The 26,215-nt window shown below is 63.9% G+C and carries 24 protein-coding genes; 18 read left to right on the top strand and 6 right to left on the bottom strand.

Translation table 11 applies throughout. The features are described 5' to 3' along the window. The first annotated feature begins 164 nt into the window (after positions 1-164). The 13 genes from OX459_RS16970 to OX459_RS16910 all read left to right on the top strand — a co-directional run bounded on the left by OX459_RS16970 (position 165) and on the right by OX459_RS16910 (position 13,239). Entirely contained in the window at positions 165-929 is a 765-nt protein-coding gene (locus tag OX459_RS16970; protein WP_289905898.1) for a hypothetical protein, read from the top strand. Further along, positions 926-1,960: a hypothetical protein gene (locus tag OX459_RS16965; protein WP_289905897.1), complete on the top strand. Its 1,035-nt coding sequence runs from the start codon at positions 926-928 to the stop codon at positions 1,958-1,960. Before OX459_RS16970 ends, OX459_RS16965 begins: the two co-directional genes overlap by 4 nt. Positions 1,961-2,035: 75 nt before the next feature. Further along, on the top strand, positions 2,036-2,863 hold the full coding sequence (locus OX459_RS16960) for a hypothetical protein (RefSeq protein WP_289905896.1): 828 nt from the start codon (positions 2,036-2,038) through the stop codon (positions 2,861-2,863). A gap of 1 nt (position 2,864) precedes the next feature. Then, entirely contained in the window at positions 2,865-4,469 is a 1,605-nt protein-coding gene (locus OX459_RS16955) for a hypothetical protein (RefSeq protein ID WP_289905895.1), read from the top strand. After that, positions 4,444-5,355, top strand: a complete 912-nt coding sequence (locus tag OX459_RS16950; protein ID WP_289905894.1) for a glycerophosphodiester phosphodiesterase family protein — start codon at positions 4,444-4,446, stop codon at positions 5,353-5,355. The genes OX459_RS16955 and OX459_RS16950 overlap by 26 nt, the downstream gene beginning before the upstream one ends. A gap of 28 nt (positions 5,356-5,383) precedes the next feature. Further along, complete coding sequence (locus OX459_RS16945) at positions 5,384-5,971, top strand: hypothetical protein (protein ID WP_099665844.1); 588 nt, start codon at positions 5,384-5,386, stop codon at positions 5,969-5,971. Between the two features lie 159 nt (positions 5,972-6,130). Then, positions 6,131-7,156 (top strand): LacI family DNA-binding transcriptional regulator, encoded by a 1,026-nt coding sequence (locus OX459_RS16940; protein WP_289905893.1) that lies wholly within the window; start codon positions 6,131-6,133, stop codon positions 7,154-7,156. Beyond that, positions 7,156-8,643 carry a sugar ABC transporter ATP-binding protein gene (locus tag OX459_RS16935; RefSeq protein WP_289905892.1) on the top strand — a complete coding sequence of 496 codons (1,488 nt, stop codon included), beginning with the start codon at positions 7,156-7,158 and terminating at the stop codon, positions 8,641-8,643. The genes OX459_RS16940 and OX459_RS16935 overlap by 1 nt, the downstream gene beginning before the upstream one ends. Continuing rightward, complete coding sequence (locus OX459_RS16930) at positions 8,624-9,649, top strand: ABC transporter permease (RefSeq protein ID WP_289905891.1); 1,026 nt, start codon at positions 8,624-8,626, stop codon at positions 9,647-9,649. The genes OX459_RS16935 and OX459_RS16930 overlap by 20 nt, the downstream gene beginning before the upstream one ends. A gap of 88 nt (positions 9,650-9,737) precedes the next feature. Further along, positions 9,738-10,673: a substrate-binding domain-containing protein gene (locus OX459_RS16925; protein WP_226941190.1), complete on the top strand. Its 936-nt coding sequence runs from the start codon at positions 9,738-9,740 to the stop codon at positions 10,671-10,673. A 46-nt stretch (positions 10,674-10,719) separates the two neighbouring features. Next, positions 10,720-11,772 carry a sugar phosphate isomerase/epimerase gene (locus OX459_RS16920; protein WP_289905890.1) on the top strand — a complete coding sequence of 351 codons (1,053 nt, stop codon included), beginning with the start codon at positions 10,720-10,722 and terminating at the stop codon, positions 11,770-11,772. Positions 11,773-11,781: 9 nt separating this feature from the next. Next, on the top strand, positions 11,782-12,933 hold the full coding sequence (locus OX459_RS16915) for a Gfo/Idh/MocA family oxidoreductase (protein ID WP_289905889.1): 1,152 nt from the start codon (positions 11,782-11,784) through the stop codon (positions 12,931-12,933). A gap of 9 nt (positions 12,934-12,942) precedes the next feature. Continuing rightward, positions 12,943-13,239, top strand: a complete 297-nt coding sequence (locus tag OX459_RS16910; protein ID WP_289905888.1) for a 2Fe-2S iron-sulfur cluster-binding protein — start codon at positions 12,943-12,945, stop codon at positions 13,237-13,239. 1 nt (position 13,240) lies between these two features. Here the strand turns inward: OX459_RS16910 and OX459_RS16905 are convergent, their stop codons facing one another. Further along, positions 13,241-13,552, bottom strand: a complete 312-nt coding sequence (locus OX459_RS16905; protein ID WP_070258491.1) for a hypothetical protein — start codon at positions 13,550-13,552, stop codon at positions 13,241-13,243. 91 nt (positions 13,553-13,643) lie between these two features. On the opposite strand from OX459_RS16905, the gene OX459_RS16900 reads away from it, so the two are divergent. Together OX459_RS16900 and OX459_RS16895 are read left to right on the top strand one after the other, a co-directional pair. Then, positions 13,644-13,913: a MoaD/ThiS family protein gene (locus OX459_RS16900; RefSeq protein WP_099665836.1), complete on the top strand. Its 270-nt coding sequence runs from the start codon at positions 13,644-13,646 to the stop codon at positions 13,911-13,913. Between the two features lie 4 nt (positions 13,914-13,917). Beyond that, the gene (locus tag OX459_RS16895; protein WP_289905886.1) at positions 13,918-15,024 is read left to right on the top strand and encodes an exo-alpha-sialidase; all 1,107 of its coding nucleotides are present in this window, start codon (positions 13,918-13,920) and stop codon (positions 15,022-15,024) included. Here OX459_RS16895 and OX459_RS16890 read toward each other — a convergent pair. Beyond that, positions 14,997-15,620 (bottom strand): TetR/AcrR family transcriptional regulator, encoded by a 624-nt coding sequence (locus OX459_RS16890; protein ID WP_099665834.1) that lies wholly within the window; start codon positions 15,618-15,620, stop codon positions 14,997-14,999. The genes OX459_RS16895 and OX459_RS16890 overlap by 28 nt on opposite strands. Positions 15,621-15,789: 169 nt before the next feature. Between OX459_RS16890 and OX459_RS16885 the strand changes: the two genes are divergently transcribed. Beyond that, a complete protein-coding gene (locus OX459_RS16885) occupies positions 15,790-16,833 on the top strand; it encodes an MBL fold metallo-hydrolase (RefSeq protein WP_289905885.1) in 1,044 nt (347 codons plus the stop codon). 6 nt (positions 16,834-16,839) lie between these two features. Here OX459_RS16885 and OX459_RS16880 read toward each other — a convergent pair whose 3' ends face one another. Continuing rightward, positions 16,840-17,172 (bottom strand): hypothetical protein, encoded by a 333-nt coding sequence (locus OX459_RS16880; protein WP_289905884.1) that lies wholly within the window; start codon positions 17,170-17,172, stop codon positions 16,840-16,842. Between the two features lie 452 nt (positions 17,173-17,624). On the opposite strand from OX459_RS16880, the gene OX459_RS16875 reads away from it, so the two are divergent. After that, positions 17,625-18,635, top strand: coding sequence for a substrate-binding domain-containing protein (locus OX459_RS16875; RefSeq protein WP_289905882.1), 1,011 nt, complete (start codon positions 17,625-17,627; stop codon positions 18,633-18,635). Between the two features lie 53 nt (positions 18,636-18,688). On the opposite strand, the gene OX459_RS16870 is transcribed toward OX459_RS16875, so the two are convergent. Together OX459_RS16870 and OX459_RS16865 are read right to left on the bottom strand one after the other, a co-directional pair. Continuing rightward, positions 18,689-22,285: an indolepyruvate ferredoxin oxidoreductase family protein gene (locus tag OX459_RS16870; RefSeq protein WP_289905881.1), complete on the bottom strand. Its 3,597-nt coding sequence runs from the start codon at positions 22,283-22,285 to the stop codon at positions 18,689-18,691. A 194-nt stretch (positions 22,286-22,479) separates the two neighbouring features. After that, entirely contained in the window at positions 22,480-23,421 is a 942-nt protein-coding gene (locus OX459_RS16865; RefSeq protein ID WP_289905880.1) for a LysR substrate-binding domain-containing protein, read from the bottom strand. Positions 23,422-23,559: 138 nt separating this feature from the next. Here OX459_RS16865 and OX459_RS16860 point away from each other — a divergent pair, with 138 nt between their 5' ends. Further along, the gene (locus OX459_RS16860; RefSeq protein ID WP_289905879.1) at positions 23,560-24,786 is read left to right on the top strand and encodes an HD-GYP domain-containing protein; all 1,227 of its coding nucleotides are present in this window, start codon (positions 23,560-23,562) and stop codon (positions 24,784-24,786) included. Here OX459_RS16860 and OX459_RS16855 read toward each other — a convergent pair. Continuing rightward, positions 24,783-25,829, bottom strand: coding sequence for a GGDEF domain-containing protein (locus OX459_RS16855; protein ID WP_289905878.1), 1,047 nt, complete (start codon positions 25,827-25,829; stop codon positions 24,783-24,785). The two genes, OX459_RS16860 and OX459_RS16855, sit on opposite strands and share 4 nt — an antisense overlap. Positions 25,830-26,215 lie beyond the last annotated feature (386 nt).

Here is a 26,215-nt window from a genome sequence, read left to right as displayed (position 1 = left end):
AAGTAACAAAAGTTAGCGATTTTGACGGTGATATGAGAAAATTGCTTAAATGCATTTTACCTTACTGACAAGTTTCTCTTGTCTGGCCAGCGTATTGCTTGTTTGCCGGTGCGCGTCGCCGCCGGCCAGTGGCGCGTGGCGCCCAACACACGATCGGACCGGCTGTGCAATCGGAACAATTTGAACGGATTCATGCTTTCTGGACCCGCCGCCCGCAGCTGACACAAGGCGAACTGGGCGAGTTTTACCAGCGCGTCATCGCCGCGCTGACCCCGTGCCGTCCGCGCGAAGCGGCGTCGCTGGGCGATTCCCTGGCCGATCTGCGCCACCAGTTCTTCATCGAAAAAGTCTTGCACAGCGACAGCGACGCCGCGCCCCACCACATCGGTGCCCTGTTTCTGTACTTCAAGCGTTTCATCATCGACCAGCTGCGCAAGCAGCGTGACGACGACGATGCGGATGCGCAAGAGGGCTGCGAGTTGCGCGCGCCCGACGCCTATGCGGAACCGCTGCGCGACTACCAGCTCACGCCGCAGCAAGTGCGCGAGGCGGCCGACAGTTTCATTACGACTTTGCCGCGCGATTTGATCTTGCTGCTGCGCCATTGCGGCTGCGGCGGCATGCCCGTCAAGGAACTGGCCGAGCAGATTGCCTCCGCGCACTACCACGGCGGCAAGCTGGGCTTGGTCCACAGGCAGAAGGGCGAGCCTGCCAGCGCGGGGCGCCAGGTGGTCGAGCCGGCCCACCGCGCCACCTTGCTGGGCAGCTGGGTCTTGAGCCTGCTCAAGCTGCGCGTGGGCGATACCCTGGCCGCGCGCGACATGCAGGCGGCGCAAATAGTTTTGGATATCTTGTGCGTGGCCGCGTTATCCCTGCACCTGGACCCCGCGTCCCCTCCCTCGAACCCGGATGAAAGGCCACCGGCATGAATGCATTGACGCCCACCCTGGCCATCGTTGCCGCGCGCCTGCCGTCGCCCCCGTCTTCCATCGACGTGCTGGACGACGAGGTGGCGGGCGCTACCCCCGACTGGCGCGGCATCGCCGTGCCGGAACACCTGATGCAACGCTTCGCGCGCCGCAGCGATGCCGCGCCGCTGGCCGGGCGGCCCATCGCGGGCGGACAGATTCACCTGCTGGCGCGCCGCCCCGGCTTCGGCGCCGTGCTGCTCGATGCCTGGGACAGCACGCGGCAGCGCTGGCGCGGCTGGCTCGTCACGCCGGACACATCGTATGCGGACGCCTGCGGCCTCGTGGTCGAGGAGCGCGACGCGCCCGCCGACCCGCGCGCGGGCCTGGTGCTGTGCGACATGCCGGTGACGCTGGCCGTGACGGACCTGGGCGCCTGCCTGGGCGTATTCAGCCAGGAGCGCCTGCAGGCGGCGCGCTGGCTGGAGCTGCATGGCCGCGCCAACGGGGCAGCAGCCGCACCGGGCGTGATCGCCCGCGTGGCCTTGCCGGGCGACGATTACGCCTTGACGGGCACGCCCTTGTCGAGCGAGCTGTGCAAGGATGGCCGCGTGGCGTATCGGCAATTGTTGCGCCAGGGGCTGCAGCAGTTGCAGATCGCTCCGGCCGATGCTACTTCGCCACCGGTGAAGGTGCCAATGCAGGCGGCAAATTCCAGCCGCTGGCTCAAACTTGTCACGGCCGTGGCCGCCAGCGTGATGGTGGTGCAGTCGGCGTGGCTGTTCCTGCCGAAAGAGGGCGCCGTCGTCGGCAATGCGGAATTCCGCAACGGTGCTCCACAGGGCAGCGGCGTCGAGACGGGCGTGCGCACGCGCGTGCTGTTCCGCGCCGAGGCCACGGAGGCGGAAATCCGCACCTGGCTGCAGCGCGAGCAGCTGGAAATCGTCGCCGGACCGGACACCCTGGGCGCCTTCACTGTGCTGTCGCGCAACCGCCAGAAAGTCTTGCCGCCGCCAGGTCCGGGCAATCCGCTGGCCGTGATCAATCCCTGACCCCGAAATAAGAGAAAGTTATCAAGTATGGCAACGTATAAGAATTTTGCATCTGCGCACTGGCGCAAACTGGCCATGGGCCTGGCCGCCGGCGTCCTGTTGACGGGCTGCGCCATGACGCCGAATGGCCGTGGCGGCGTGTTGATGGGCCTCGATACGGCCGAGCTGTTCGGCACGCCGATTTCCACCTTCCGCTTGCGTGACGGCACGGAAGGCACTTTGCGCAAGGATCCGAAGGGCAAGTATTCGATCAAGCTGTCGCAGGCGTTCCGCGTCGTGCCGCTGGATAAGGCCATCACGGCCCGCGTGGCGCGCGTGGAAAACGTGGGCGAGCGCACCGTGGTGATCGTCGAAACCCAGGAGCGCGGCTGCGCCTACCGCTATGAAGTGCTGGCGTTCCAGGGCACGGACGTGCTGCAGTGGACGGTCGGCAATTGCAACGACCGCCCCCGCGTGGAACTGGCGGCCGATGGCCGTTCGCTCAATATCGACTTCCCCAATTACAACCGCCTGGCGCGCATGATTTACACGGACAGCCGGCTGCTCAACGCCAGCGTGCCCGTGCCGCCCGGCGTCGATACGCGCGCGCAGCCGTTTGCCGACGACGCTCTGCGCGCCGCCGGCCCCGTCATCGCCACCGTGCCGGGCAGCGACAGCGGGCGCGTGATTCCTGCCGCTCCGGCCGCCGCACCGGCAGCCGCCACCAAGCCCGCCACGCGCGCCACCAGCCGGAACCGCCGCCAGGTGGCGCAGGAAGCGCCCGCGCCAGCCCGCACCGTGCCAAGCGCCCCGGCAGCGGCAGCTCCGGCCGCGCGTGCCGGCGACAGCGCTTCGCGCGTGCCGGCCGCCATGAGTTTCCAGACGGAAGAAATCAAGCCCGTCGTCATCGATTTGAGGAAATAGGATGGCCGCCAGCTTGCGCAGTCTGCAAATCCGGCAGACCTTGATCCTGATCGTCCTCACCATTATGTATCTGTGCTTCGAGCTGGGCTTCAATGCCCGCCTGCTCGACGTGGTGGGGGGCAACGTCAAGCCGGAAGACGTGGAAGGGGTGGAATTCTATGGCCGCAGCCTGTCGGGCATCGCCGCCGCGCTGGTGGTGCTGCAGCTGATGTGGCGCCGCCGGCTGAAGAACAATGGCAGCGGGCCGGGCTGGACCAAGATCCTCGTCTGCTGCGTGGTGACGGCCGGCGTCGTCTTCGGCGTGCTGAAAACCACGGTGAATGTGCTGGTCAATACGCGCGACGCGGAATTTCGCCGCATGGCCTTCAACACCACCCTGCTGCAGCGTTCGCTGGTAGGCGGCAGCTTGCAGCTGCAGGGCCTGGTTGACGATCCCACCCTGTTCGCCAAGCCGGAGGGGAAATCCTTCCTGGCCCTGTTCCCCTTCCTGGCTGTCTCGGTGCGGCATCTCGACGAGCGCATGGGACCGGCCAAGGAGCAGCTGGTGCGCGCCAACGTGCGCCAGGTGGCAGGCGGCCCGTCCGGCTACTATGACAAATATCAAGAAGCCATGCGCGAGCTGGCCGGCAAGTGGGAATTGTATGCGGGCATCATCCCCGACAGCGATGCCGGCTTGCGCGCCAAGCAGCAATCGTCGTGGCAGGAATACGTGAGCAGCCTGTCGCGGCGCGGCTGGCAGCCGCATTCGGTGCCGATGCGGCGCCAGGCTGCCGTCGTCAACAATGTGCGCAAGAAAGTGCCCGTGCCCGCCAACTGGCGCACCGATGACGAGCTGGGCTTCCGCGCCGCCGTCAAGCGCCGTTACGCGGCCGAGGCGGCCGGCAAGGGCGTCTCCGTGCGCGGCGAGCGCATCCCGCCGGGCTTGCCGTTTGCCGCCTTTGTCGCGCGCCCCGGCGTGCAGGCGGAATTGCGCGAAGCGTTGAAGTTGCCGGCCAGCGCCACGGTGCAGGCCGCGTATGCGAGTCCGGCCGAGTTCGGCCGCCTGTTCGACCAGTTCCTGGATCGCCAGACGGCGGAAAAACTGGTGGAATACCGTGCCAGCCGCACGGATTTTGAAGCGGGCGGCAGGTTCTTCCACGAAGGCAAGGAAGCGGCGCGCGCCGCCATCGTGCCGCCCGTGGCCCTGTTCTTCTCGCTGCTGGGCGCCATCGGCCACTTTTCCAAATTGCTGTACCTGATCGCGACCGTCGTATTATTGCTGCTGGCCATGCGCCGTGGCGAGCAGGCGGGCGCCGATGGACAGCTGAGCCGGCGCTCCGCCTGGATCGCCACGGGCGTGCTGGCGACGGCCTTTGCGGGCACCTGGGGCATGCTGTCGGTGCTGGACAACAATGTCACGCGTAGCGAGCTGTTCCGGCAAATGCTGGACTGGACGCGCCAGGGCGAGCCCGACAGCACGCGCTGGAATCTCGCCGGCAAGGCCATCCTGGCCAATATCACGCACGTCGTGGCGGTGGGGCAGGGCTACAGCTACCCCGTCAACGAAGCGATCCGCATCCATGTTTTGCAGGGAATTCACTATGGCTATCACCCGCAACAAAAATAAGGCGGCCGCGCTGGCCTTGCTGTTCTCCATGTGCAGCACGGCCGCGCAAGCCGATTGCCTGGGCATGAAGATGCATGCGCACCGCGGCGCAGGCAATGCGCCGGAAAACTCGCTGAGCGCGCTGCGCAACACGTATTTTGGCACCTGGGACGGCGTCGAGACGGATTTGCAGCTGCTGGGCGATGGCAGCTGGGTGGTGCACCACGACTTGCTGACGGGAAGAGTCGTCGACACGGGCTCGCCCCGCACCGTGAAACAATTGACGGCCGACGACTGGCGCGCCGCCAGCATGAAGAACCGCGGCGTGGCCACACCGGAAACGCCGCCCTTCGTCACCGATGTCGCCGACCTGGCGACGGCTTTCCCGGCCAAGACCCTGAATGCGGAAATCAAGGATGTGGTGTCGTCGTGTGCGCCGATCGCCACCCTGGTGGGACAGTTGCGCGCGAACATCAAGCACGGCAACTGGTTTTTGACGTCCGGCGTGCCGAACAACCTGGCGTGCGCGCGCCGCGCCGATCCGCAGGGTTACCTGGGCCTGCTCGTGTTTGACGCGCGCAATGCGCAGGCGGCCGGCGCCAACCGGGTCAGCCGCTATATCGCGAAAAATGCCCGCCCGCCCAAGCTGGACAAGCCATGGCTGCAGCGCGTGCAGCAACAGATCGGCATGCCCACCGGCGTGCATGTGGATGCGCGCAGCCTGGACGCCAATCCGAATCTGCTGGCTGATGCCGCCAGCCTGAACATGCCCGTCTTCGTGTACGCCGTCGATGGCGACTCGGCCCTGGCCGCGTCCCTGCTGCGCGCCCAGCAGCGCAGCCACCGCTGGCCCAGCGGCGTCATTCTTGACGGCAATCCCGAGACGTTTTGTGCGATGATGAAGTAAGCATTTTTACTTGCCGAGAGACCATGCCATGACCCTGCCGCAACCCGACCCCGCCGCCGCGCTGGCCCGTAGCGCCATCGGCGCCATGTTCTTTTCCCTGTTTGGCGGCCTGTGGGTGGCCGCCTGGTGCGTGCAGACGTATGGCGCGCATCCGCTCAGGCTGCTGCCGGTCGCCGGCGTCACCGTCCTGCTGTTCATGCTGGCGTGGCGCCAGTTCCGCCGCCACCGCGCCGCGCATGCGGCGGCGGAACAATCGCCGGAAGCGAAACGCGTGGGGCGGCTGTTCAATATCGTGAACGCCGGGCAATGGATCGCCATCTTCATCGTCGGCAACGTCCTGAAAAACATGGGCTTGCAGGCGTGGTTCATTCCCGCCGTCATTTTGATCGTGGGCCTGCATTTCTTCCCGCTGGCCTGGCTGTTCAAGGCGCGCCGCCACCTGGCCATCGGCATGGCCCTGTGCGTGTGGGCCATCGGTTATCCGCTGACCGTGCGCCATGGCCCCATGCACCCCATCGGCTGTCTCGGTGCCGGCCTGATCCTGTGGGTGGCGGCCCTGTCCGCCGTGCGCGCCGGTTTTGCCGTGCAGCAAAGCGCCTTGCAAGCCCAGAAATAGCTGTATCCGACGGCCCGCGCAGGGCCGTTTTTGCCCCGTTTTTGCCTTTTCCCTGCCGCATTCCTGCCTCTTTTTTGCGCATCGCAGCATCGATAATGTTTGCATCGCGCGCGCGACTGGCCTATAAATGTAATCGATTACATTTTATTGAGCACCTTCATGCCGCCAGCCGTTCCATCACCTTTGCCCGCCGAAACCGTCTCCATCAGCGCCGTCGCCGCGCATGCGGGCGTGTCGGTGGCCACCGTGTCGCGCGTGATGAACGAGCAAGCCGGGGTGCGGGCGCCCACGCGCGACAAGGTGCTCGCTTCCGTGGCGGCCCTGGGCTACCGCATGAACCATCTGGCGCGCAGCCTGCGCACGGCCGAGAGCCGCATGCTGCTGACCATGGTGCCCGACGTGGGCAACCCGTTTTATGCGCAGATCGTGCGCGGCATCGACACGGTGGCGCGCGAACACGGCTATTTCGTGCTGCTGTGCGACACGGGCGCCGACGCGGGCCGCGAGCGCTCGTACTTCGACTTGCTGCGCATGCACCGCGCCGACGGCGCCATCTGCCTCGATCCGGACACGGTGCAGCATGCCCTGTCGCATGAATCCGTCAGCCTGCCGTGGGTGGCGTGCTGCGAATTCGATCCCGCCGTGGCCGTGCCCTATGTCGGCATCGACAACCACCGCGCCGCCTCCGACGCCGTCGCGCATCTGCTGTCGCGCGGCCATACGCGCATCGGCCTGATCAACTCCGACGAGCGCTATCTGTACGCGCGGCAACGCCAGCAAGGCTACCTGGACGCCCTGGCGGCGGCCGGCCTGCCCGTACAGCCGCAGTGGGTGCACACGGTGCAAAGCCTCGATTACGAAGCGGGCACGGCCGCCACCTTGCGGATGATGGCGGGACCGGATGCGCCCACGGCCATCTTTGCCGTGTCCGACACCCTAGCCATCGGCGTGCTGAGTGCGCTGCGCCAGCTGAAAAAAAGGGTGCCCGAAGACGTGGCCGTCATCGGCTTCGATGATATCGCCATCGCCGCGCAGATCGATCCGGGCTTGAGCACCATCGCCCAGCCGATGCGCGAACTGGGCGAGACGGCGGCGCGATTATTGCTGCAGCGTCTGGCGGACCCGGCGGCCAGTGTGCCGGGCGTGCTGCTGCAACACCGATTAATTCTGCGAGGGAGTGCATAGTGAGCGTTGCCGTCGGTTTCGAGGGGGTCTGCAAGGATTTCGGCCCCGTGCGCGTCTTGCATGGCGTCAGTTTCAACCTGTCGCCAGGACGCGTGTATGGCTTGCTGGGCGAAAATGGCGCCGGCAAGTCGACCCTGATGAAAATCCTCGCCGGCTATGAGGCCGTGAGCGAAGGGCAGTTGCTGATCGATGGCCAGCCCCGGCGCTTTAGCAACTCGCGCGCGGCGGAGAGCGCCGGCATCGTGCTGATCCACCAGGAATTCAACCTGGCCGAGCACCTGACGGTGGCGCAAAATATGTTCCTCGGCCACGAAAAGACGCGCGGCTGGCTGCTCGACGAGGCCGCCATGCAGGAAGAAGCCTCGCGCTACCTGAAACAGGTGGGCCTGGACGTGTCGCCCGAGACGAAAATCCGCGACTTGATCGTAGCTGAAAAGCAACTTGTGGAAATCGCCAAGGCCCTGTCGCGCCGCGCCCGCTTCCTGATCATGGATGAACCGACGGCCACCCTGACGTCGTCGGAAACCCAGCGCCTGTTCGCCGTCATGGCGCAGCTGAAAGCGGACGGCGTGACGATTCTCTACATTTCCCACAAGCTCGATGAAGTGGAACGCAACACGGACGAAGTGATCGTCATGCGCGACGGGCGTTTCGTCACGCGCGAACCGACGGCCAGCCTCACGCGCCAGCAGATGGCGAACCTGATGGTGGGGCGCGAACTGTCGGACATGTTCCCCGCGAAAGTGGCGCTGGCGAAAGAAGCTCCTGTGTTGCTGAAAGTCGAGGGGCTGACGGTGCCGGGTTGGTCCAGGGACTTGTCCTTCGAGGTGCGCGCCGGCGAAGTACTGGGCTTTGCGGGCCTGGTGGGCGCGGGGCGCACGGAATCGTTCGAGGCGCTGCTGGGCTTGCGTCCGCGCAGCGCGGGGTTGATCCATCTCAATGGCCAGCCCGTGGACATCCGCACGCCCAAGCAGGCCATGCAGCATGGCATGACGTATTTGAGCGAAGACCGCAAGGGAAAAGGTCTACATGTGAACCTGGGCTTGCGCGAAAACCTCACCCTGATGACGATGGAGCGCTATGCGCGGCCGTGGCTGGACGTGAAAGCGGAAAAGGAGGCGCTGGCCAAGGCGGTGCTGGACTTCAATATCCGCACGGGCGACCTGGACAGCCGCGCGCGCATGCTGTCGGGCGGCAACCAGCAAAAGCTGGCGCTGGCGAAATACCTGCATTCGGACCCCCGTGTCGTCGTGCTCGATGAACCAAGCCGCGGCGTGGACGTGGGCGCCAAGCGCGACATTTACTTTTTGATCCACCGCCTGGCCGCCGAAGGGCGCGCCGTGATCGTGATTTCATCCGAACTGATCGAATTGATCGGCCTGTGCCACCGGGTCGCCGTGATGCGCGCCGGCACCTTGCAAGCCACCCTGTCTGCTGACCACCTGACCGAAGAGGAGTTGATTGCCCATGCAACCGGCACGCACTGACACCACTGTCTCCACCGGCGCCCCGGGCGCCAGCATCGCCAGACTGGGCGCGCGCATCAAGGGCTTCGGCCCCGTGCTGGGCCTGTTGGCCCTGTGCATCGCGGGCACCTTGCTCAATGGCGACTTCGCCACCCTGGACAACCTGATGAACGTGCTCACGCGCACGGCTTTTATTGGCATCATCGCCGTCGGCATGACCTTCGTCATCATTTCCGGCGGCATCGATCTGTCCGTCGGTTCCATGGCGGCCCTGATCGCCGGCTGCATGATTTATTTCATGAATGCGCTGGCGCAAGGGGCGGGCGGCGACCTGGCGCCCATCACCATGCTGGTGCTGGGCATCGCCATGGCGCTGATCCTGGGCGCCGGCTTTGGCCTGATGCATGGTCTTTTAATTAGCAAGGGCAATATCGAACCGTTCATCGTTACCCTGGGCACGCTCGGCATCTTCCGCGCGGTGCTCACTTACCTGGCCGACGGCGGCGCGCTGACCCTGGACGCCACCCTGTCCGAGCTGTACAGCCCCGTCTACTACACGAGCGTGCTGGGCGCGCCGATCCCCATCTGGATTTTCCTCTTCGTCGCGGCGGCCGGCGCCATCATTTTGAACCGCACGACGTTCGGCCGCCATGTGCAGGCGATTGGTTCCAACGAGCAAGTAGCGCGCTATGCAGCCATCAACGTCGACAAGGTGAAAATTGCCACCTACATGCTGCTGGGCGTGTGCGTGGGCATCGCCACCGTGCTGTACGTGCCGCGCCTGGGCTCGGCCACGCCGACGACGGGCTTGCTGTGGGAACTGGAAGCCATCGCCGCCGTCGTCGTGGGCGGCACGGCCCTGAAAGGGGGCGAAGGGCGCATCGTCGGCACCGTCATCGGCGCGATTTTATTATCCGTGATCAGCAACATCCTGAATTTGACCAGCATCATCAGTGTCTACCTGAATGCCGCAGTGCAAGGCGTGGTGATCATCGCCGTCGCCTTCCTGCAGCGAGGCCGCAAATAAAACAAGAGCGGCGTTCTGAAAGGGCGGCCACCGGGCGCCCACAACCTTGGAGGAGAGCAGCATGAAGAGCTTTATACGGGTAGCAGGGATGGCAGTGCTGGTGATGCAGGCGTGGGCGCTGCCGAGTGCGCAAGCGGCAGAAAAGTTGGTGGTTGGGGTGGCCATTCCCACGGCCACGCACAGCTTTACCTCGGGCATCGTCTGGTGGGCCAACCAGGCCAAGGCGGAGCTGGAAAAAGCCCATCCGGGGCTGAAGATCATCGTCAAGACGGCCGCCACGGCGCCCGAGCAGGCGAACCAGCTGCAGGACATGTTGACGGTGAACAAGATCAACACCCTGGTCATCTTCCCCATCGAGTCGGCCTCGCTGACGCAGCCCGTGGCGCAAGTGAAAAACAAGGGCGTGTACGTGACGGTGGTGGACCGCGGCTTGACCAACACGCAGTCGCAGGATGCGTACATCGCGGGCGACAACACGGCCTTCGGCAAGCTGCCGGCCGAATACCTGGCGAAAAGCTTGAATGGCAAGGGCAATATCGTCGCGCTGCGCGGCATGCCGACGACGCTCGACAACGAGCGCTATGACGCATTTTCCGCCGTGATGAAGGGCCATCCCGACATCAAGGTGCTGGACGCCAAGTATGGCAACTGGAACCGCGACGATGCCTTCAAGGTCATGCAGGATTACCTGACCCGCTTCAAGCATATCGACGCCGTCTGGGCCGCCGATGACGACATGGCCATCGGCGTGCAAAAGGCCATCGCGCAAGCGAAGCGCACGGACATCAAGCAAGTGTTCGGCGGTGCGGGCGCGAAGGGCGCCGTGAAGAAGATCATGGACGGTTCCGACCCGCTGATCGTGGCCGACGTGTCGTACTCGCCCAAGTTCATGTACGACGCCATCAAGCTGACGACGGAAGCGCGCCTGAAAGGTGATAAATTGCCGGCCAACACCATCATCCCATCGGTGCTGATCACGCGCGAGAACGCCAAGCAGTTCTACTTTCCGAACTCGCCTTTTTAAACTGAACCTCCCCCGGGGCCAGATTCCCGGGGGCCAAAGGATACCCATGAAAACCATCCAGGGCCCGGCCATCTTCCTGGCCCAGTTTCTCGGCGACGCGCCGCCGTTCGACTCGCTCGAGCACCTGGCGCAATGGGCGGCCGGCCTGGGCTACAAGGGCTTGCAGCTGCCGACGGCGCCGCGATTGTTTGATCTGGAACAAGCGGCTGCCAGCCAGCAGTATTGCGATGACGTGGTCGCCCTGCTGGCGCGCCACGGCTTGCAGGTGACGGAATTGTCGACGCATTTGCAGGGCCAGCTGATCGCCGTGCATCCCGCCTACGACGCCCTGTTCGACGGCTTTGCGCCGGAACAAGTACGGGGCGATCCCGCCGCCCGCACGGCCTGGGCCACGCAGCAGCTGCTGTGGGCCGCCACCGCCTCGCAACGCCTGGGCTTGACGGCGCACGTGACGTTTTCCGGCGCGCTGGCCTGGCCGTATCTGTACCCGTGGCCGCAGCGCCCCGCCGGCCTGGTGGAGACGGCGTTCGCGGAATTGGCCCGGCGCTGGCTGCCCATCCTCGACGCGTTCGACGCGGCCGGCGTGGACCTCTGCTACGAATTGCATCCGGGCGAGGACTTGCACGATGGCGTGACGTTCGAGCGTTTCCTGGCCGCCGTCGATGACCACCCGCGCGCATCCATCTTGTACGACCCCAGCCACTTCGTGCTGCAGCAGCTCGACTACCTGGCCTTCATTGACATTTATCATGCGCGCATCAAGGCCTTCCACGTCAAGGATGCGGAATTCCGGCCGAACGGGCGCCAGGGCGTGTATGGCGGCTATGGCGACTGGCAAGACCGGGCCGGGCGCTTCCGCTCGCTGGGCGATGGGCAGATCGATTTCAAGGCTATCTTTTCCAAGATGGCGCAGTACGATTTCCCCGGCTGGGCCGTGCTGGAATGGGAATGCTGCCTGAAACACCCGGAGGATGGTGCGGCCGAAGGGGCGCGTTTCATCCGCGAGCACATCATCCACGTGGCCGAGCACGCGTTCGACGATTTCGCGGGCAGCGCGGTTGACCAGGATCAAATCCATCACTTGCTAGGCTTGAAATAGGGAGACGACATGCAGCGACGGATACGCTTGGGCATGGTAGGGGGCGGGCAGGGCGCGTTCATCGGCGCCGTGCACCGGATTGCGGCGCGCATCGACGACCAGTATGAACTGGTGGCGGGCGCCCTGTCGTCCGATCCGCAGCGCGCGCGCGACAGCGGCGCCGCGCTGCACCTGGCGCCGGAGCGTTGCTACAGCGATTACCGCGCCATGGCGCAGGCGGAAGCCGCGCGCGCGGACGGCATCGAGGCCGTCGCCATCGTCACGCCGAATCATTTACATGCGCCCGTCGCCACGGCGTTCCTGGAAGCGGGCATTCACGTGATCTGCGACAAGCCGCTGGGCATCTCGCTGGCGGAGGGCCAGGCGCTGGCGGCGCTGGCGCAGCAGAAAAATCTGCTGTTTGCGCTCACGCATACCTACAGCGGCTACCCGCTGCTGCGCCACGCCAGGGCCATGGTCGAGGCGGGCGACATAGGCGAGCTGCGCCTCGTGCAAGTGGAATACTCGCAGGATTGGCTGGCCGATGCCATCGCGGCGGGCGGCATGAGCGAAGGCAACTGGCATAACGATCCGCAGAAGGCGGGGCCGGGCGGTGTGCTGCTCGACGTGGGCTTGCACGCGTATCACCTAGCGCAATTCGTCAGCGGCTTGACGCCGCAGCAGGTGCTGGCGGAATTGTCGACCTTTGTTCCGAACCGCACCCTGGACGACCACGTGCAGGTGATGTTGCGCTACGCGAATGGGGCGAAAGGCACCCTGTGGGCCAGCCAGGTGGCGACCGGTTGCGAAAACACGGTGCGCCTGCGCCTGTTCGGCAGCAAGGCACAGCTGGACTTTGACCAGGAACAACCGAACGAGCTGTGGTTCACGCCGCAGGGCGGCAACCGCCAGCTGCTGCGCCCGGGCCGGGTCGACAGCGCCGCGGCGCGCCACGCCACGCGCGTGCCGGCCGGCCATCCGGAAGGGTATCTGGAAGCGTTCGCCCAGCTGTACCTGGATGCGGCCTTGCGCATCCGCGCATTGCAAGCTGGCTTGCCCGTGCCCGAGGAAGCGGGCTGGCTGCCCACCGTCACCGATGGCGTGGCGGGCCTGGCCTTTGCGGAAGCCGTGCTGCGCAGCCATGCGGATGGCGGCCGCTGGACCGCGCTGGCGGACTGTTAAACTGGAGGCATGAGCGCGCCTCCCTTTACCATCACGATCGTCCCGCAAGGCTGGCAATTCCCGGCCGATGCGGGCAGTACCATCCTGGCTGCCGCCGAGCTGGCCGGCATTCGCCTGCTCAGCTCTTGCCGCAACGGCACCTGCCGCACCTGCCTGTGTCACATGCCCGAAGGAAAGATACGCTACACGGTGGACTGGCCCGGCATCAGCCCCGATGAACGGCTCGACGGCTACATCCTGCCCTGCGTGGCCGTGGCGGACAGCGATGTCACCATCCAGGCGCGCGCCGTGCGTACGGGCAATTAGTTCACGACGGCTTGCCGCCCTTGAGGCGCTGCAGCAGCGCGTCCACGCTGTCGCTGACGGGCAAGCCGTGGCGGCGCAGCAACTGCACGTGCAAGACGAGGTTTTCCAGCACCAGCTTGGCCGCCACGGCAAGCAAGGCCAGGTTGCGGTCTTCCGGGCTGAAACTTTCCATGGCGTCGGCCATCTCGCACAGGTGATTGGCGATCAGGCCGCGCAATTCCTGCTCGTCGAAGGGCAAGTCGGCAAAATCGATGGGATCGGCCACTTCCACTTCCTGCATCAGCACCGCTAGTTCTTCCGGGGTAATCGTCATGCCTGGCCTCCTTGTGTGCTTGCCTCTATTTTAATTGTATTGGCCGCAAAGGGGACTAGAATGAGTCCAGGCCGATGATGTCGAAGGCAGCATGGCGAACTTGCACTTTACGCAACAACTGGCGCGTTTCCTCGACGTTCCTGCCGTGGAGGTGGATGCGCCACGCCTGCGCGCCGCCCTCGATGCCGCGTTTGCCCGGCAGCCGCGCCTGCGCGGCTACGTGCTCGACGAGCAGGGTGCCTTGCGCCCCAATGTGGTGATCTTCATCGACGGCGCCCGCTGCCGCGAGCGGCGCGTGCTCGACGACGCCTTGCGGCCCGACAGCCAGGTGTATATCTTGCAGGCACTTTCCGGAGGTTGACGCCATGACAGCAGTCCCGCAGCGCGCGTATCTCGGCACCCGCAAGGGCCTGTTCCAGTTCGATGTCGATGCGGCCGGCGCCTGGCAGCTGGCGCTGGTGCAGTTTGCCGGCGATCCCGTGTCCATGCTGCTGCACGACGGCCGCGACGGCACCTTGTATGCGGCCCTGAACCTGGGCCACTTCGGCGCCAAGCTGCACCGGCGCGACGCGGGCAGTGGCGAATGGAAAGAAGTCGCCGTGCCCGCCTATCCCGCCAAGCCGGAGGGCAGCACGGATACGGTGGACTGGACCTTGCGGCAAATCTGGTCGCTGGCGGCCGGCGGCGCGGACCAGCCAGGCGTGCTGTGGGCGGGCACCCTGCCTGGCGGCCTGTTTCGTTCCAGCGACCGCGGCGACAGCTGGCAACTGGTGGAATCCCTGTGGAACGTGCCGCAGCGGGCGCAGTGGTTTGGCGGCGGCTATGACGTGCCCGGCATCCACAGCATCTGCGTCGACCCGCGCGACAGCGACAAGGTGCTGGTAGGCGTGTCCTGCGGCGGCGTGTGGCAAACGGTCGATGGCGGCGCCAGCTGGGCCTTGAGCGCGACGGGCATGCGCGCCGATTACATGCCGCCCGAACTCGATGAAAACGAAGCCGTGCAAGACCCGCACCGCATCGTGCGCAGCGCCGGCGCGCCCGAGGCGCTGTGGTGCCAGCACCATAACGGCATCTGGCGCTCGGAAGATGCCGGCTGGCACTGGCAGGAAGTCACGACGGCGCCGCTGGCGCATTTCGGCTTTGCCGTGGCCGTGCATCCGCGCGATGGCGACACGGCCTGGTTCGTGCCGGCGCAGGCGGACGTGCTGCGCATTCCCATCGATGGCGCGCTGGCCGTGACGCGCACGCGCGATGGCGGGAAAACCTTCGAAGTCTTGCGCGCGGGCTTGCCGCAGCAGCATTGCTACGACCTCATCTACCGCCACGGGCTGGCGCTGGCCGACGATGGGCGCAGTCTGTTGATGGCGTCGACGACAGGCGGCGCCTGGTTTTCAGGCGACGGGGGCGAACACTGGCAGACCATTTCCGCCCACTTGCCGCCCGTTTATGCCGTCTGTTTTGCCACGCCGTAATAGCACAGGAAGATATCGACGGCCAGTTCCGTCACTTCGCGCCGGCGTGCCGGGCCCAGCAAAGGCTCGCCCAGGGTGATCTGCGGCCAGAAGGCAAAGGTTTTCAAGGGCGACATCAGCAGGTGCGCCACTTCCAGCGTCTCGCCCGCCTTGATGCGCCCGTCCTGCTGCGCCGCGCGGATCCAGATATTCAGTCCCGTTTCCTTTTCATTCAGGCGCGTCACCATCGCTTGCGCGCGCGCGGGCGAGTGGATGGTTTCGCCAAAGATCACGCGCGCCAGGTCGATGAAGGCCGGATCGCACAGCAAGTCCATCTTTTGCTCGACCAGGGCCAGCACCTGAGGCCGCAGGGGTTGGTCGGCAACATAGGGCACGGCAGGCTGGGCCATGCTGCTTTCCCACATGCGCTGCAGGATTTCCGCGAACAGCTCGTCCTTGCTGGGGAAATGGTTGTACACGGTGCGCTTGGATACGGCGGCCGTGGCGGCGATCTTGTCCATGCTGGTCGCATCAAAACCGTGCTCGCGGAACTCGGCGATGGCGGCATCGACGATGGCGACGCGCTTGCGGTCGGTGAGGCGTTGCGGTGCGGCCATGGCGGGAAATCTCCTTTGAAAACAATATTTTACACCTCTTGGTTTACTTTGCCAGAAATAGGAACTACACTGTGTAGTGTAATTTAACCCTTGTTAATTCTTTGCCGGGCCGCATATGCACTTGCACCGAGTCGCACGTCGTCTCTTATCCTTGGGAGTCCTGATCATCATGAGTTCTTGCACCTTGCGCGCCGCGCCTGCCGCGCCCATAGAATCGCCACAACGCCTCGACGGCAAGTTCCGCAACCCCGTGCAAATGCACAAGCTGGGCACGGCCGCAACGCTCAAGCTGATGTGGACGTTTTTCTTCGATAAGCCCGACAGCACCGTGCCGGCCGCAGCCGTGCCCGTGCAAGCCTTGACCCGGGCGCAACTGCTGGCCGCGCCCGACAACAGCCTGTTTCGCCTGGGCCACTCGACCCTGCTGTTGAAACTGAACAATGAATTCTTCCTCACCGACCCCGTGTTTTCCGAGCGCGCCTCGCCGGTGCAGTGGGCCGGGCCGAAGCGTTTCCACCAGCCGCCCATCAGCATCGCCGACTTGCCGCCGATCAAGGCCGTCATCCTGTCGCACGACCATTACGACCACCTCGACCACGCTGCCGTGCTGCAACTGGCCGCCAAGACGGAACACTTTGTGACGCCGCTGGGCGTGGGCGATACCCTGGTGGCATGGGGCGTGCCGAAGGATAAGGTACGGCAATTCGACTGGTGGCAAGGCACGACGATTGCCGGTGTGAAACTCGTCGCCACGCCGTCGCAGCATTTCTCGGGACGCGGCTTGTTTGACGGCAATCAAACCCTGTGGGCCTCGTGGGTCATCGACGCGCCGGACGTGCGCGTGTTTTTCAGCGGCGACTCCGGCTATTTCGACGGTTTCAAGCAGATCGGCGACAAGTACGGCCCGTTCGACGTGACCATGATCGAGACGGGCGCCTACGACAAGCTGTGGCCGGACGTGCACATGCAGCCGGAACAGACCTTGCAAGCCCACCTGGACTTGCGCGGCAAATGGCTGATGCCCGTGCATAACGGCACCTTCGACCTGGGGCTGCACGCCTGGCATGAACCGTTCGACCGCATCGCGGGGTTGGCGGCCAAGCAGGGCGTGAACCTGGCCACGCCGCAGATGGGCGAGGCGGTCGACCTGGCGCAGCCGCAGAAGGGCGAAAAATGGTGGCTGGCGATGCTGGAAGAGGAGATGGCGAAGTAGGCTCGCCTACGCCGTCACGTCGATCAGGCGTCCCACCGTCTGGCCATAGCCGTTCAGCTGGGGCGTGCTTTTCGGCACGGAGGGGATGGCTGGTTGCGGCACGGCCACCTTGATCGCCTGGTCCAGCTGCGGCGCCTTGACGGCGGCCGGGGCATCGGCCTGGGCTTGCTGGCTGCTGCGCTGGGTCTGGCTCAGCGATTCCTGTTCCCGCGCCAGCAGCTGGCGGCTTTGCGCCAGCTGTTCGCTGTCGCGCTGTACCTGGTTCTGGCCTTGTTCGACCCGGCGTTGCGCCGTGGCCAGCGAGGCATGCAAGTTGTTGACGGAGCTTAGCGTGACCACATTGTTCACCTTTGAGAGTATGTCCAGGCGTGCAGGGATGGGGGAAGCCCGGACCGATGTGCTGTGCCAGGCATCATTGTCCGAACATGCCAGGCGGTAATCTTTACCTGAATCAAGAGTAGGACAAATTCTCGCACAGTTCCAGTGAATTATGTTTTCTTGATAATGCTATCGTGCGCGCTGTGTGTTGCCGCAGCGGCATGCCGGCGCTGGCGAGACACTTGTCAAAGTGAGTACCCGCTGTCGCTTGTGGCCCTTGTTTGTCTGCCATCACGGATGCCGTGCCGGGAAGAAGAAAAAATGGTCGCATTTAAAACGTTGCTTTTTAAATAGTCAATGTGTTGTTGTTTTTCTACCGTGTCTGCGCACGCGAATGCGCGGTCTGTTTGGCGCTCTGGGCTATAATTGACGGTCAGAGTTGGTTTCTTTTGCCATACAGACAGGTAGTTAACATGAATCTCAAGAGCCTCGCAATTGCCCTCGGCATGTCGAAAACGACAGTCAGCAGGGCGTTGAACGGCTATCCGGAAGTCAATTCCCGCACCCGTGAAATCGTCCTGGCCGCCGCCAAGAAAGTCGGCTACCGGCCCAACCCGCTGGCGCGCAGCCTGGCCGTCGGCCGCACCAATGTGCTGGGCATGATCTATCCGCTGCTGCCCAGCGACCTGGGCGACAGCGTCTTTCTTTCCGTGGTGAATGGCATGTCGGATGCCGTCGAAGCGTCGAAGATGAGCTTGATCATCGCCCCCGTGTCGCCGCAGAATGAACAGCCCTCGTATGAAACCATGGTGCGCGGGCGCCAGGTCGATGGCCTCGTGGTGGGCCGCACCAAGGTGGTCGACGAGCGCATCGCATATTTGACGAAAGTGGGCTTTCCCTTTGTCGCGAATGGCCGCACGCGCATCGACGCACCGTATGCGTATTTCGATTACGACAACGACACGGGCATCGACCTGGCCGTGTCGTTCCTGGCCGCGCACGGCCACCAGCGCATCGCCCTGCTGAGCGCGCCGCTGGAGCTGCATTTTGCTTATGAGCGCAAGGAAAGCTTTATCCGCTGCATGGCGCAAGCGGGCTTGCCGGTCGATCCCCGCTATTTGCTCGACAATACTTTCGACCGCCGCAGCGGTTACCAGGCCATGCAGCAATTGCTGGCTTGCTCGCCCCGTCCCACGGCCGTCATCGTCGACAATCACTTGTCCGGCGTGGGCGTGGTGCGCGCGCTGATGGATGCGGGCATCGAGATCGGCAAGGAAATCTCCGTCATCGTCTGGGGCAATGTGGAAGACACCTTGATCGGCATCAACGTCACCACCATCGACCAGCCCGATCTGCGCCGCGCCGGCGCGAAGATGGTGGAAATGCTGCAATCCCTGCTGGCCGGCACGCCGCCGGAACGGCTGCAGGAAATCTGGCAACCGGTGCTGTTGCCGGGGGCGACGGTGGGGCGCTGCCCTGAATGAAAAAAACGCAGAGCCTCGGCTCTGCGTTTTCATTTCAAGCCCCGCTGGCCGGCTTACGCCGCGTGCTTGCTGCCGTCCGCCAGCTTGGCCAGCAATCTCGCCTTGTCCTGGCGATACGTGGCGACGGCCGCTTCCTTGACGTGGCCGAAGCCGCGGATTTTTTCGGGCAGGGTCGCCAGTTCCACGCAAGTGGCCAGGTTGTCCGCCGTCAGGTTGACCAGCATGCCGGCCAGCAATTCGCGGTATTCGACGATCAGCGCGCGTTCCATCTTGCGCTCGGCCGTATAACCGAAGACGTCGAAGGTGCCGCCTCTGAGCCCCTTGGCTTTCGCCAGCAGCTTGAAGGCGCGCCACATCCAGGAACCGAACTCCGCTTTCACCAGGTGGCCCTTGGCATCCTTTTTCGCAAACAGCGGTGGCGCCAGGTTGAATTTCACGGAGAAATTGCCTTCGAATTGCTGTTGCAATTGCTCCACGAAACGGCCATCCGTGTACAAACGCGCCACTTCGTACTCATCCTTGTAGGCCAGCAACTTGAAATAGCTCTTGGCGACAGCCGTCGACAGCTTTTGGCCCAGTCCCAAGGTGTTTTCGCGGTCGCGCACCTGTTTGACCAGGGTCAAGTAACCGTCCGCATACGGGGCGTTCTGGTAGGCCGTGAGGAACTCGACGCGTTTTTTGATGACGCTATCGAGGCTTTGCGGCATTTGCATGATGATCGCTTGTGACGGCGTGGCGATTTGCGTGACACGGCGCACGTCGACGGCGGCGCGGCGGCCCCACAGGAAGCTTTTCTTGTTCGACTCGATGCCCACGCCATTGAGTTCGATGGCGCGCAGCAAGGCCGCTTCCGTCAGCGGGATGCGGCCTTTTTGCCACGCGTAGCCGAGCATGAACAGGTTGGCGGCGATCGAATCGCCCATCAGCGCCGTGGCCAGTTTTGTGGCGTCGATGAAGTCGGCCGCGTCCGCGCCGCCCACGGATTCCTCGATCAGCTGGCGCACTTCCGCCGTCGGATATTGCCAGTCGGCATTCTGCGCAAACGTGCCCGGCGGCTGCTCGTGCAGGTTGACGACGGCCAGGCTGCGGCCAGGACGCATTTTCGACACGGCATCCTGCGCGCCGGCCGTCAGCATGTCGCAGCCCAGGATCAGGTCCGCTTCGCCCGTGGCGATGCGCTGGGCGCGGATGTGCGCGGGGGAGCGGGCGATTTTCACGTGCGAGGTGACGGAACCGTTCTTTTGCGACATGCCCGTCATGTCCAGCACGGATGCGCCCTTGCCTTCCAGGTGGGCCGCCATGCCCATCAGCGCGCCCACGGTGATGACGCCCGTGCCGCCGATGCCGTTGATCAGGATATTGTACGGCGCGTCGCAGCCGGGCAGGACCGGTTCCGGCAGGGGGCCGAAGTTGTCCGTCTCGCCCGTTTTACTCGCGCCCGTCTTGGTTTTTTTCAGGTTGCCGCCTTCGACGGTGACGAAGCTGGGGCAAAAACCCTTGGCGCACGAGTAATCCTTGTTGCACGAGGATTGGTCGATGGTGCGCTTGCGGCCAAATTCCGTCTCTTTCGGCAAGATCGACACGCAGTTCGATTGCACGCCGCAGTCGCCGCAGCCTTCGCAGACGGCGTCGTTGATGACCATGCGTTTCGGCAAATCGGGATACTCGCCTTTTTTCCTTCTCCGGCGCTTCTCGGCCGCGCAGGTCTGGTCGTAGATCAGCACGGACACGCCTGGTACTTCGCGCAATTCGCGCTGCACGGCATCCATGTCCTTGCGGTCGTGCAAGGTCAGGTGGGCGGGCAGGTTGCTGCGGTCGCTGTAGCGGCTCAAGTCTTCCGTGACCAGGGCGATGCGGGCGATGCCTTCGGCCGCCACTTGCTGCGCCATCATCGGCACGGTAATCAAGCCGTCCACGGGCTGGCCGCCCGTCATGGCGACGGCGTCGTTGTAGAGAATCTTGTAGGTGATGTTCACCTTGGCGGCCTGCGCGGCGCGGATGGCCAGGTAGCCGGAGTGGAAATACGTGCCGTCGCCCAGGTTCTGGAACACGTGCGGCAATTCGGAAAACGCGGCCTGGCCGATCCATGGCGCGCCTTCGCCGCCCATGTGCGTGGTCAGCTTGTTCATTTCCGGGTAGATCGAGGTGGCCATCACGTGGCAGCCGATGCCGGCCAGCGCCAGGCTGCCGTCCGGCACCTTGGTCGACGTGTTATGTGGGCAGCCGGAGCAGTAGAAGGCGGGACGGAACGGCGTGTTCACGGCCTTTTTCAATACCGCGTCCTTGGCGTCGAGGAAACTCAGTCGAGCCTTGATCAGGTCGCAGGTGACGGGGTCGGAAATCAGGCGCGCGATGCGGCTGGCGATGACTCTTGCCACTTGCGAGACGGAAAAGTCCGCCTTGGACGTCAGCAGCCATTCGCCGCGCGGCGCCACCCATTCGCCTTTTTCGTCGAACTTGCCGATGACGCGCGGGCGCACGTCGTCGCGCCAGTTGTAGAGTTGCTCTTTCAACTGGTATTCGACGATTTGCCGCTTCTCTTCTACCACGAGAATTTCATCGAGACCTTGCGCAAACTCACGCACGCTATCCGGCTCCAGCGGCCACGGCATGGCCACCTTGAACAATCGCATGCCGACGTCGGCCGCCATCTGCTCGTCGATGCCCAGTTCTTCCAGCGCTTCGAGCACGTCCAGGTAGGACTTGCCGGAGGCAATGATGCCCAGCTTGGCGTTCGGGCTGTCGATGGTGGTGTGGTTGAGCTTGTTTTCGCGCGCATAGGCGAGGGCCGCATAGATCTTGTAGTCCTGCATCAGCGCTTCCTGGTTGCGCGCCTGCTGGCCCAGCGGGATGCTCGACAGGCGCGCGTTCAGGCCGCCTTCTGGCATGACGAAATCCTGCGGAATCTTGACTTCCACGCGGAACGGGTCGGCATCGATGGAGGCCGACGATTCGACCGTGTCGGCCAGCGCCTTGAAGGCTACCGTGCAGCCGGAAAAGCGCGACATGGCCCAGCCGTGGATGCCCAGGTCCAGGTATTCCTGCACGTTGCACGGATACAAGACGGGGATCATCGAGGCGGAGAACAGGTGGTCGGACTGGTGCGGCAGGGTCGATGAATACGCGCCATGGTCGTCGCCGGCCACCAGCAGCACGCCGCCCAGTTTTGACGTTCCCGCATGGTTCATGTGCTTGAAGACATCGCCGCAGCGGTCCACGCCCGGACCCTTGCCGTACCACATGGCGAATACGCCGTCATACTTGGCCGGGCCGATCAGGTCGACTTGCTGCGAACCCCAGACGGCCGTGGCGGCCAAGTCTTCGTTGACGCCGGGGACGAACTGCACGTGGTGCGCTTCCAGCTGTTTCTTGGCTTTCCACAGGTTTTCATCGAGGCCGCCCAGGGGCGAACCGCGGTAGCCGGAGATGAAGCCGGCCGTGTTCAGTCCGGCGGCCTGGTCGCGCAGGCGCTGCATCATGGGCAGGCGCACGAGGGCCTGGATGCCGGACAGGAAGATGGCGCCGGAAGTGGCCGTGTATTTGTCGTCGAGGCTGACGGTGGTCAAACGGGAAGTGTCGGGGGGCGTAGATGGCGCGGCACCGGCGTTTCTAGCGAACGCTGCGGAGCCGTTTTCCGTGGTCACGGACATGGCTGTCTCCAAAAGGGTGTTTCAGATATCGGCTGTACAAGGGACGCGCCCGGTAAGGCGCGCACTGTGCAGACGGGATGGCCGCGTGTGGGCGGCACATAACTATTTTAAATTTAAAATAGTTAATGTGGTCAGTGTAGAACGAGTCAGGAAAGGGGGCAAATACGCTTTGCCGATGGGGGTATAAGAAATACTTATGCCATGGGCGCGAGCACATGCGCCCCCACCCAGCGCCCGCTGCCGCACAGCTCGGCAGCCACTTGCAGCACGAGGTTTTTCACGGCGTTGCCCGCATTGGTGAGGGGAATGTTTTTCGAGGCGCACAGGGCTACCGTGCGCGACAGGACGGGGCTGTGGATGGCGTAGCTGCGCATGGCGCCGCTGTCGAGCTCGGCCAGCAGGGGAGCGGCCGGCAGGATGGTGGCGCCCATGCCGGCCAGGATGGCCGATTTCAGGATGGCGATCGAGTTGATCTCGATCACGTTCGCCGTTTCCAGGCCCAGCTCGCGCGCGCGGCTGTCGATGCGCGGGCGCACGCCATGCTGCAGGCCCGGCAGGATCAGGGTGGCGCTCAAGGCTTGCTGGAACGACACGGCATGGCCGGCGGGCGCGAACGGCGAATCGTTGCGGCAGATAAAGCGCATCTCCTCTTCCACCAGCGGGCTGCAGGCAAAGGGCGTCAGCTGGCCGTCGTCGAACAGCACGGCCAGGTTGATGCGGCCCGATTTGAGCTGTTCATTGAGGTTGCCCGTGATTTCTTCCGTCAGCTGCAGGGTGATTTCGGGATAGCGTTCGCGCGCGGCCAGCAGCAGGGGCAGGGCCAGGGCGCCGGAGATGCTGTGCGGCAAGCCCAGGGTGACATTGCCGGACGGACGCGTGGCGCTTTGCGTGACGGCCGAGCGGGCGTCGGCCACCTGTTTCAGGATCGCCTGCGCATGTTCGTAAAACACCTTGCCCGCATCCGTGCTGAGCACGCCCTGCGCCGAGCGGTGCAGCAGCTGCACGCCCAGTTCCTCTTCCAGCTGGCGCAGCTGCTGCGTCAGGGCCGGCTGCGCCACGTGCAGGATCAGGGCTGCGCGCGACAGCGAGCCGTGATCGACGATGGCAACAAAGTAGCGTAATTGGCGCAGTTCCATGGGTCCCAGAAGCGGTGCGTTGAGCGGAAAAAACCGGGTGTTGCGCCACGGCGCCGAACGCGGCCAGCAGAATAACAATTTTGTTATACTCATTCTAGCGCCTTCGGTGCTCCAGTCGCGTATTTGTGGGATGACAGCATGCTCAAGAAAGTTGATTCGTCTCAATTAAAAGTGGGCATGTACATCCATGACCTCAGTTGCGACTGGATGACGCATCCATTCGTGCGCAACCGTTTCCTGTTGCGCAGCGACGATGAAATCCGCAAGATCATGCAGGCCGGCATCCACGACGTGGTGATCGACAGCGGCAAGGGCCTCGACGTGCAGGACGCGCCTACCGTGGCGCAGGCGCGCGCCGAGACGGAGCGCGAACTGGTGCAGATCGCCGCGCCGCTGCAAGTGGTCACGCGCGTGTCGCTGGGCATGGAACTGGCGCGCGCCACGCAGGTGCGGCGGCAGGCGACCAGCCTGGTGCGCACGGTGATGGCCGACGTGCGCCTGGGCAAGGCGGTCGAGCTCGACCGCGTGCAGCACACGGTGCAGGACATCACCGAATCGATCCTGCGCAATCCCGGCGCCCTCGTCGGCTTGTTGCGCATCAAGACCAAGGATGATTACACCTTTTTGCATTCCGTCAGCGTGTGCGCGCTGCTGGTGGCGTTTTGCCGCTCGCGCGGCATCGATGCCACGACCACGCACCAGGCGGGCCTCGGCGGCTTGCTGCACGACACGGGCAAGGCCCTGGTGCCCGATAGCGTGCTGAACAAGCCCGGTCCTTTGACGCCGGAAGAATTTACCCTGATCAAGCGCCATCCGCGCGACGGCTACGATATCCTGCGCCAGTCGCCCGAGGTGGGCGCGATACCGCTCGATATTGCCCTGCACCACCACGAACGGCGCGACGGCAGCGGCTATCCGGACCAGCTGGCCGGCGACGCCATCAGCGAACTGACGCAGATGGCCGCCATCGTCGACGTGTATGACGCGCTGACGTCCGACCGCAGCTATCACAAGGGCATTCCCGCGGCCGAAGCCTTGCGCAAGATCTATGAATGGAGCAAATTCCACTTCAATCCCGTGTTCGCGCAGGATTTCATGCGCTGCGTGGGTATCTATCCGGTAGGCACCATGGTGATGCTGGAATCGGGCCGCCTGGCCGTCGTCATCGAGGCGCACGAAAGCAATCTGCTGGCGCCGAAAGTGAATGTGTTTTTCAGTACGAAGAGCAAGACCTACATCAAGCCGGAAACGGTCGACCTGTCGCGCGGCTTCGGCTTCGGCGGCGCCGACAAGATCGTCGGCCATGAGTCGGCCGCCAAGTGGCAAGTCGATCCCATGCGTTTTTTATCGCTGGCGGATGCCTAGAAAAATTCCGCCGTATCGTTCGAGGTAATGGTAGTTAACAGGCCCTTGGCGACCAGCTCGTCATAGTGGCACGCCAGGTTGCGGCCATGGCTTTTCGCGTAATACAGGGCCTGGTCGGCGCGGCCGAGGATGATCACGGGCGCTTCGTAGGCGTTGATGCTGACGAAACCCACGCTGACGGTCACCCTGCCCACTTGCGGGAAGTCGTGCGCCTCGACATTGGTGCGGAAGCGGTCGATGATTTTCTGCGCATTTTCCAGCGTGATCGAGCGCAGCAGCACGACGAATTCCTCGCCGCCGAAGCGGAAGATGCGGTCTTGCGAGCGGAACGACGATTGCAGCTGGTTGGCGATCAGGATCAGCACTTCATCGCCATACAGGTGGCCAAATTTATCGTTGACCAGTTTGAAATGATCGACGTCGATCACGGCCAGCCATTGCCGTTCCGTGTCCGTATGGTGGCGCCGTTCTTCATCCACGGGACGCGGCTTGTCCGCTTCCGGTTCGCCGCGGCTTTGCAGGATTTTTGCCAGCTGGTCGTCGAAGGTCTTGCGATTCAACAAGCCGGTGAGCGAATCGCGTTCGCTGTAGTCGAGCAGGTTCTGGAAATTGCGGTACACGCTGACGATGCCGCCGATCACCTGGATGGTGGCGCCCGTGTAGGGCGTGGGATTGGTGATTTCCAGGCAGGTGGTGACCTGGTCGCCGATCCAGATGGGCAGCCACAGCAGGTGGCGGCCGTCGGCGCACAGGGTGTCGGCGCTCGCTTCATGGCGCTTGATGCAGGCGGCCAAGGCCGGGTAGTCCGACAGCGGTTCGCCCGGCAGGGTAGGATCGGTATGCTCTTCCATGCGGGCCACGCTGCCCGCCACGATGATGGCCCGCGACCGCACGAACACCTGGCCCCGCACGGTGGTCAGGGCCAGCACACGGGTCTGCGATGCGGCAGCGAGTTCCTGGACCGCCGAGATCACGGAGATGTCGAGCATCGTGTGGTCGCGGTGCCCGGTCATGTCCACCATGTGTTTCAGTAGGGAATCCATTGTCGATCTCTGGAAAGTAGTCACACAAGTGTCGTCATACCAGCATTGCATCAAGCAAGAGCATGTTCGCGTCCGTCTACAAGAAGCCAAGATTTATTTGGTGGCATGACGCTCTGTACCGCCGGGCGAGAGGCCTTTCCAAAGAAGAGCTAAGCAGGATAATGTCTTTTTGCCTAATAGGCAATTAACGTATGCAATATTTCATGTAAATACATGAGATTCATGCACTGCATTGCAAAAAACTTGCCCTGACGAAGGCTTTCAATCCAGATCGCAACATTTGTTTGCGTCAGCCGACATGTCGACAGGGTTTGATAATTTCCATATGGAAACTTGTGGCGCGTCAATTTGCCAAAACGTGGACGCTTTATAGTCAATGCAATGGC

Source organism: Janthinobacterium sp. SUN026 (assembly GCF_030397625.1).
GTDB classification, from domain to species: domain Bacteria; phylum Pseudomonadota; class Gammaproteobacteria; order Burkholderiales; family Burkholderiaceae_D; genus Janthinobacterium; species Janthinobacterium kumbetense.
This window is presented reverse-complemented; position numbering and strand designations above follow the sequence as displayed.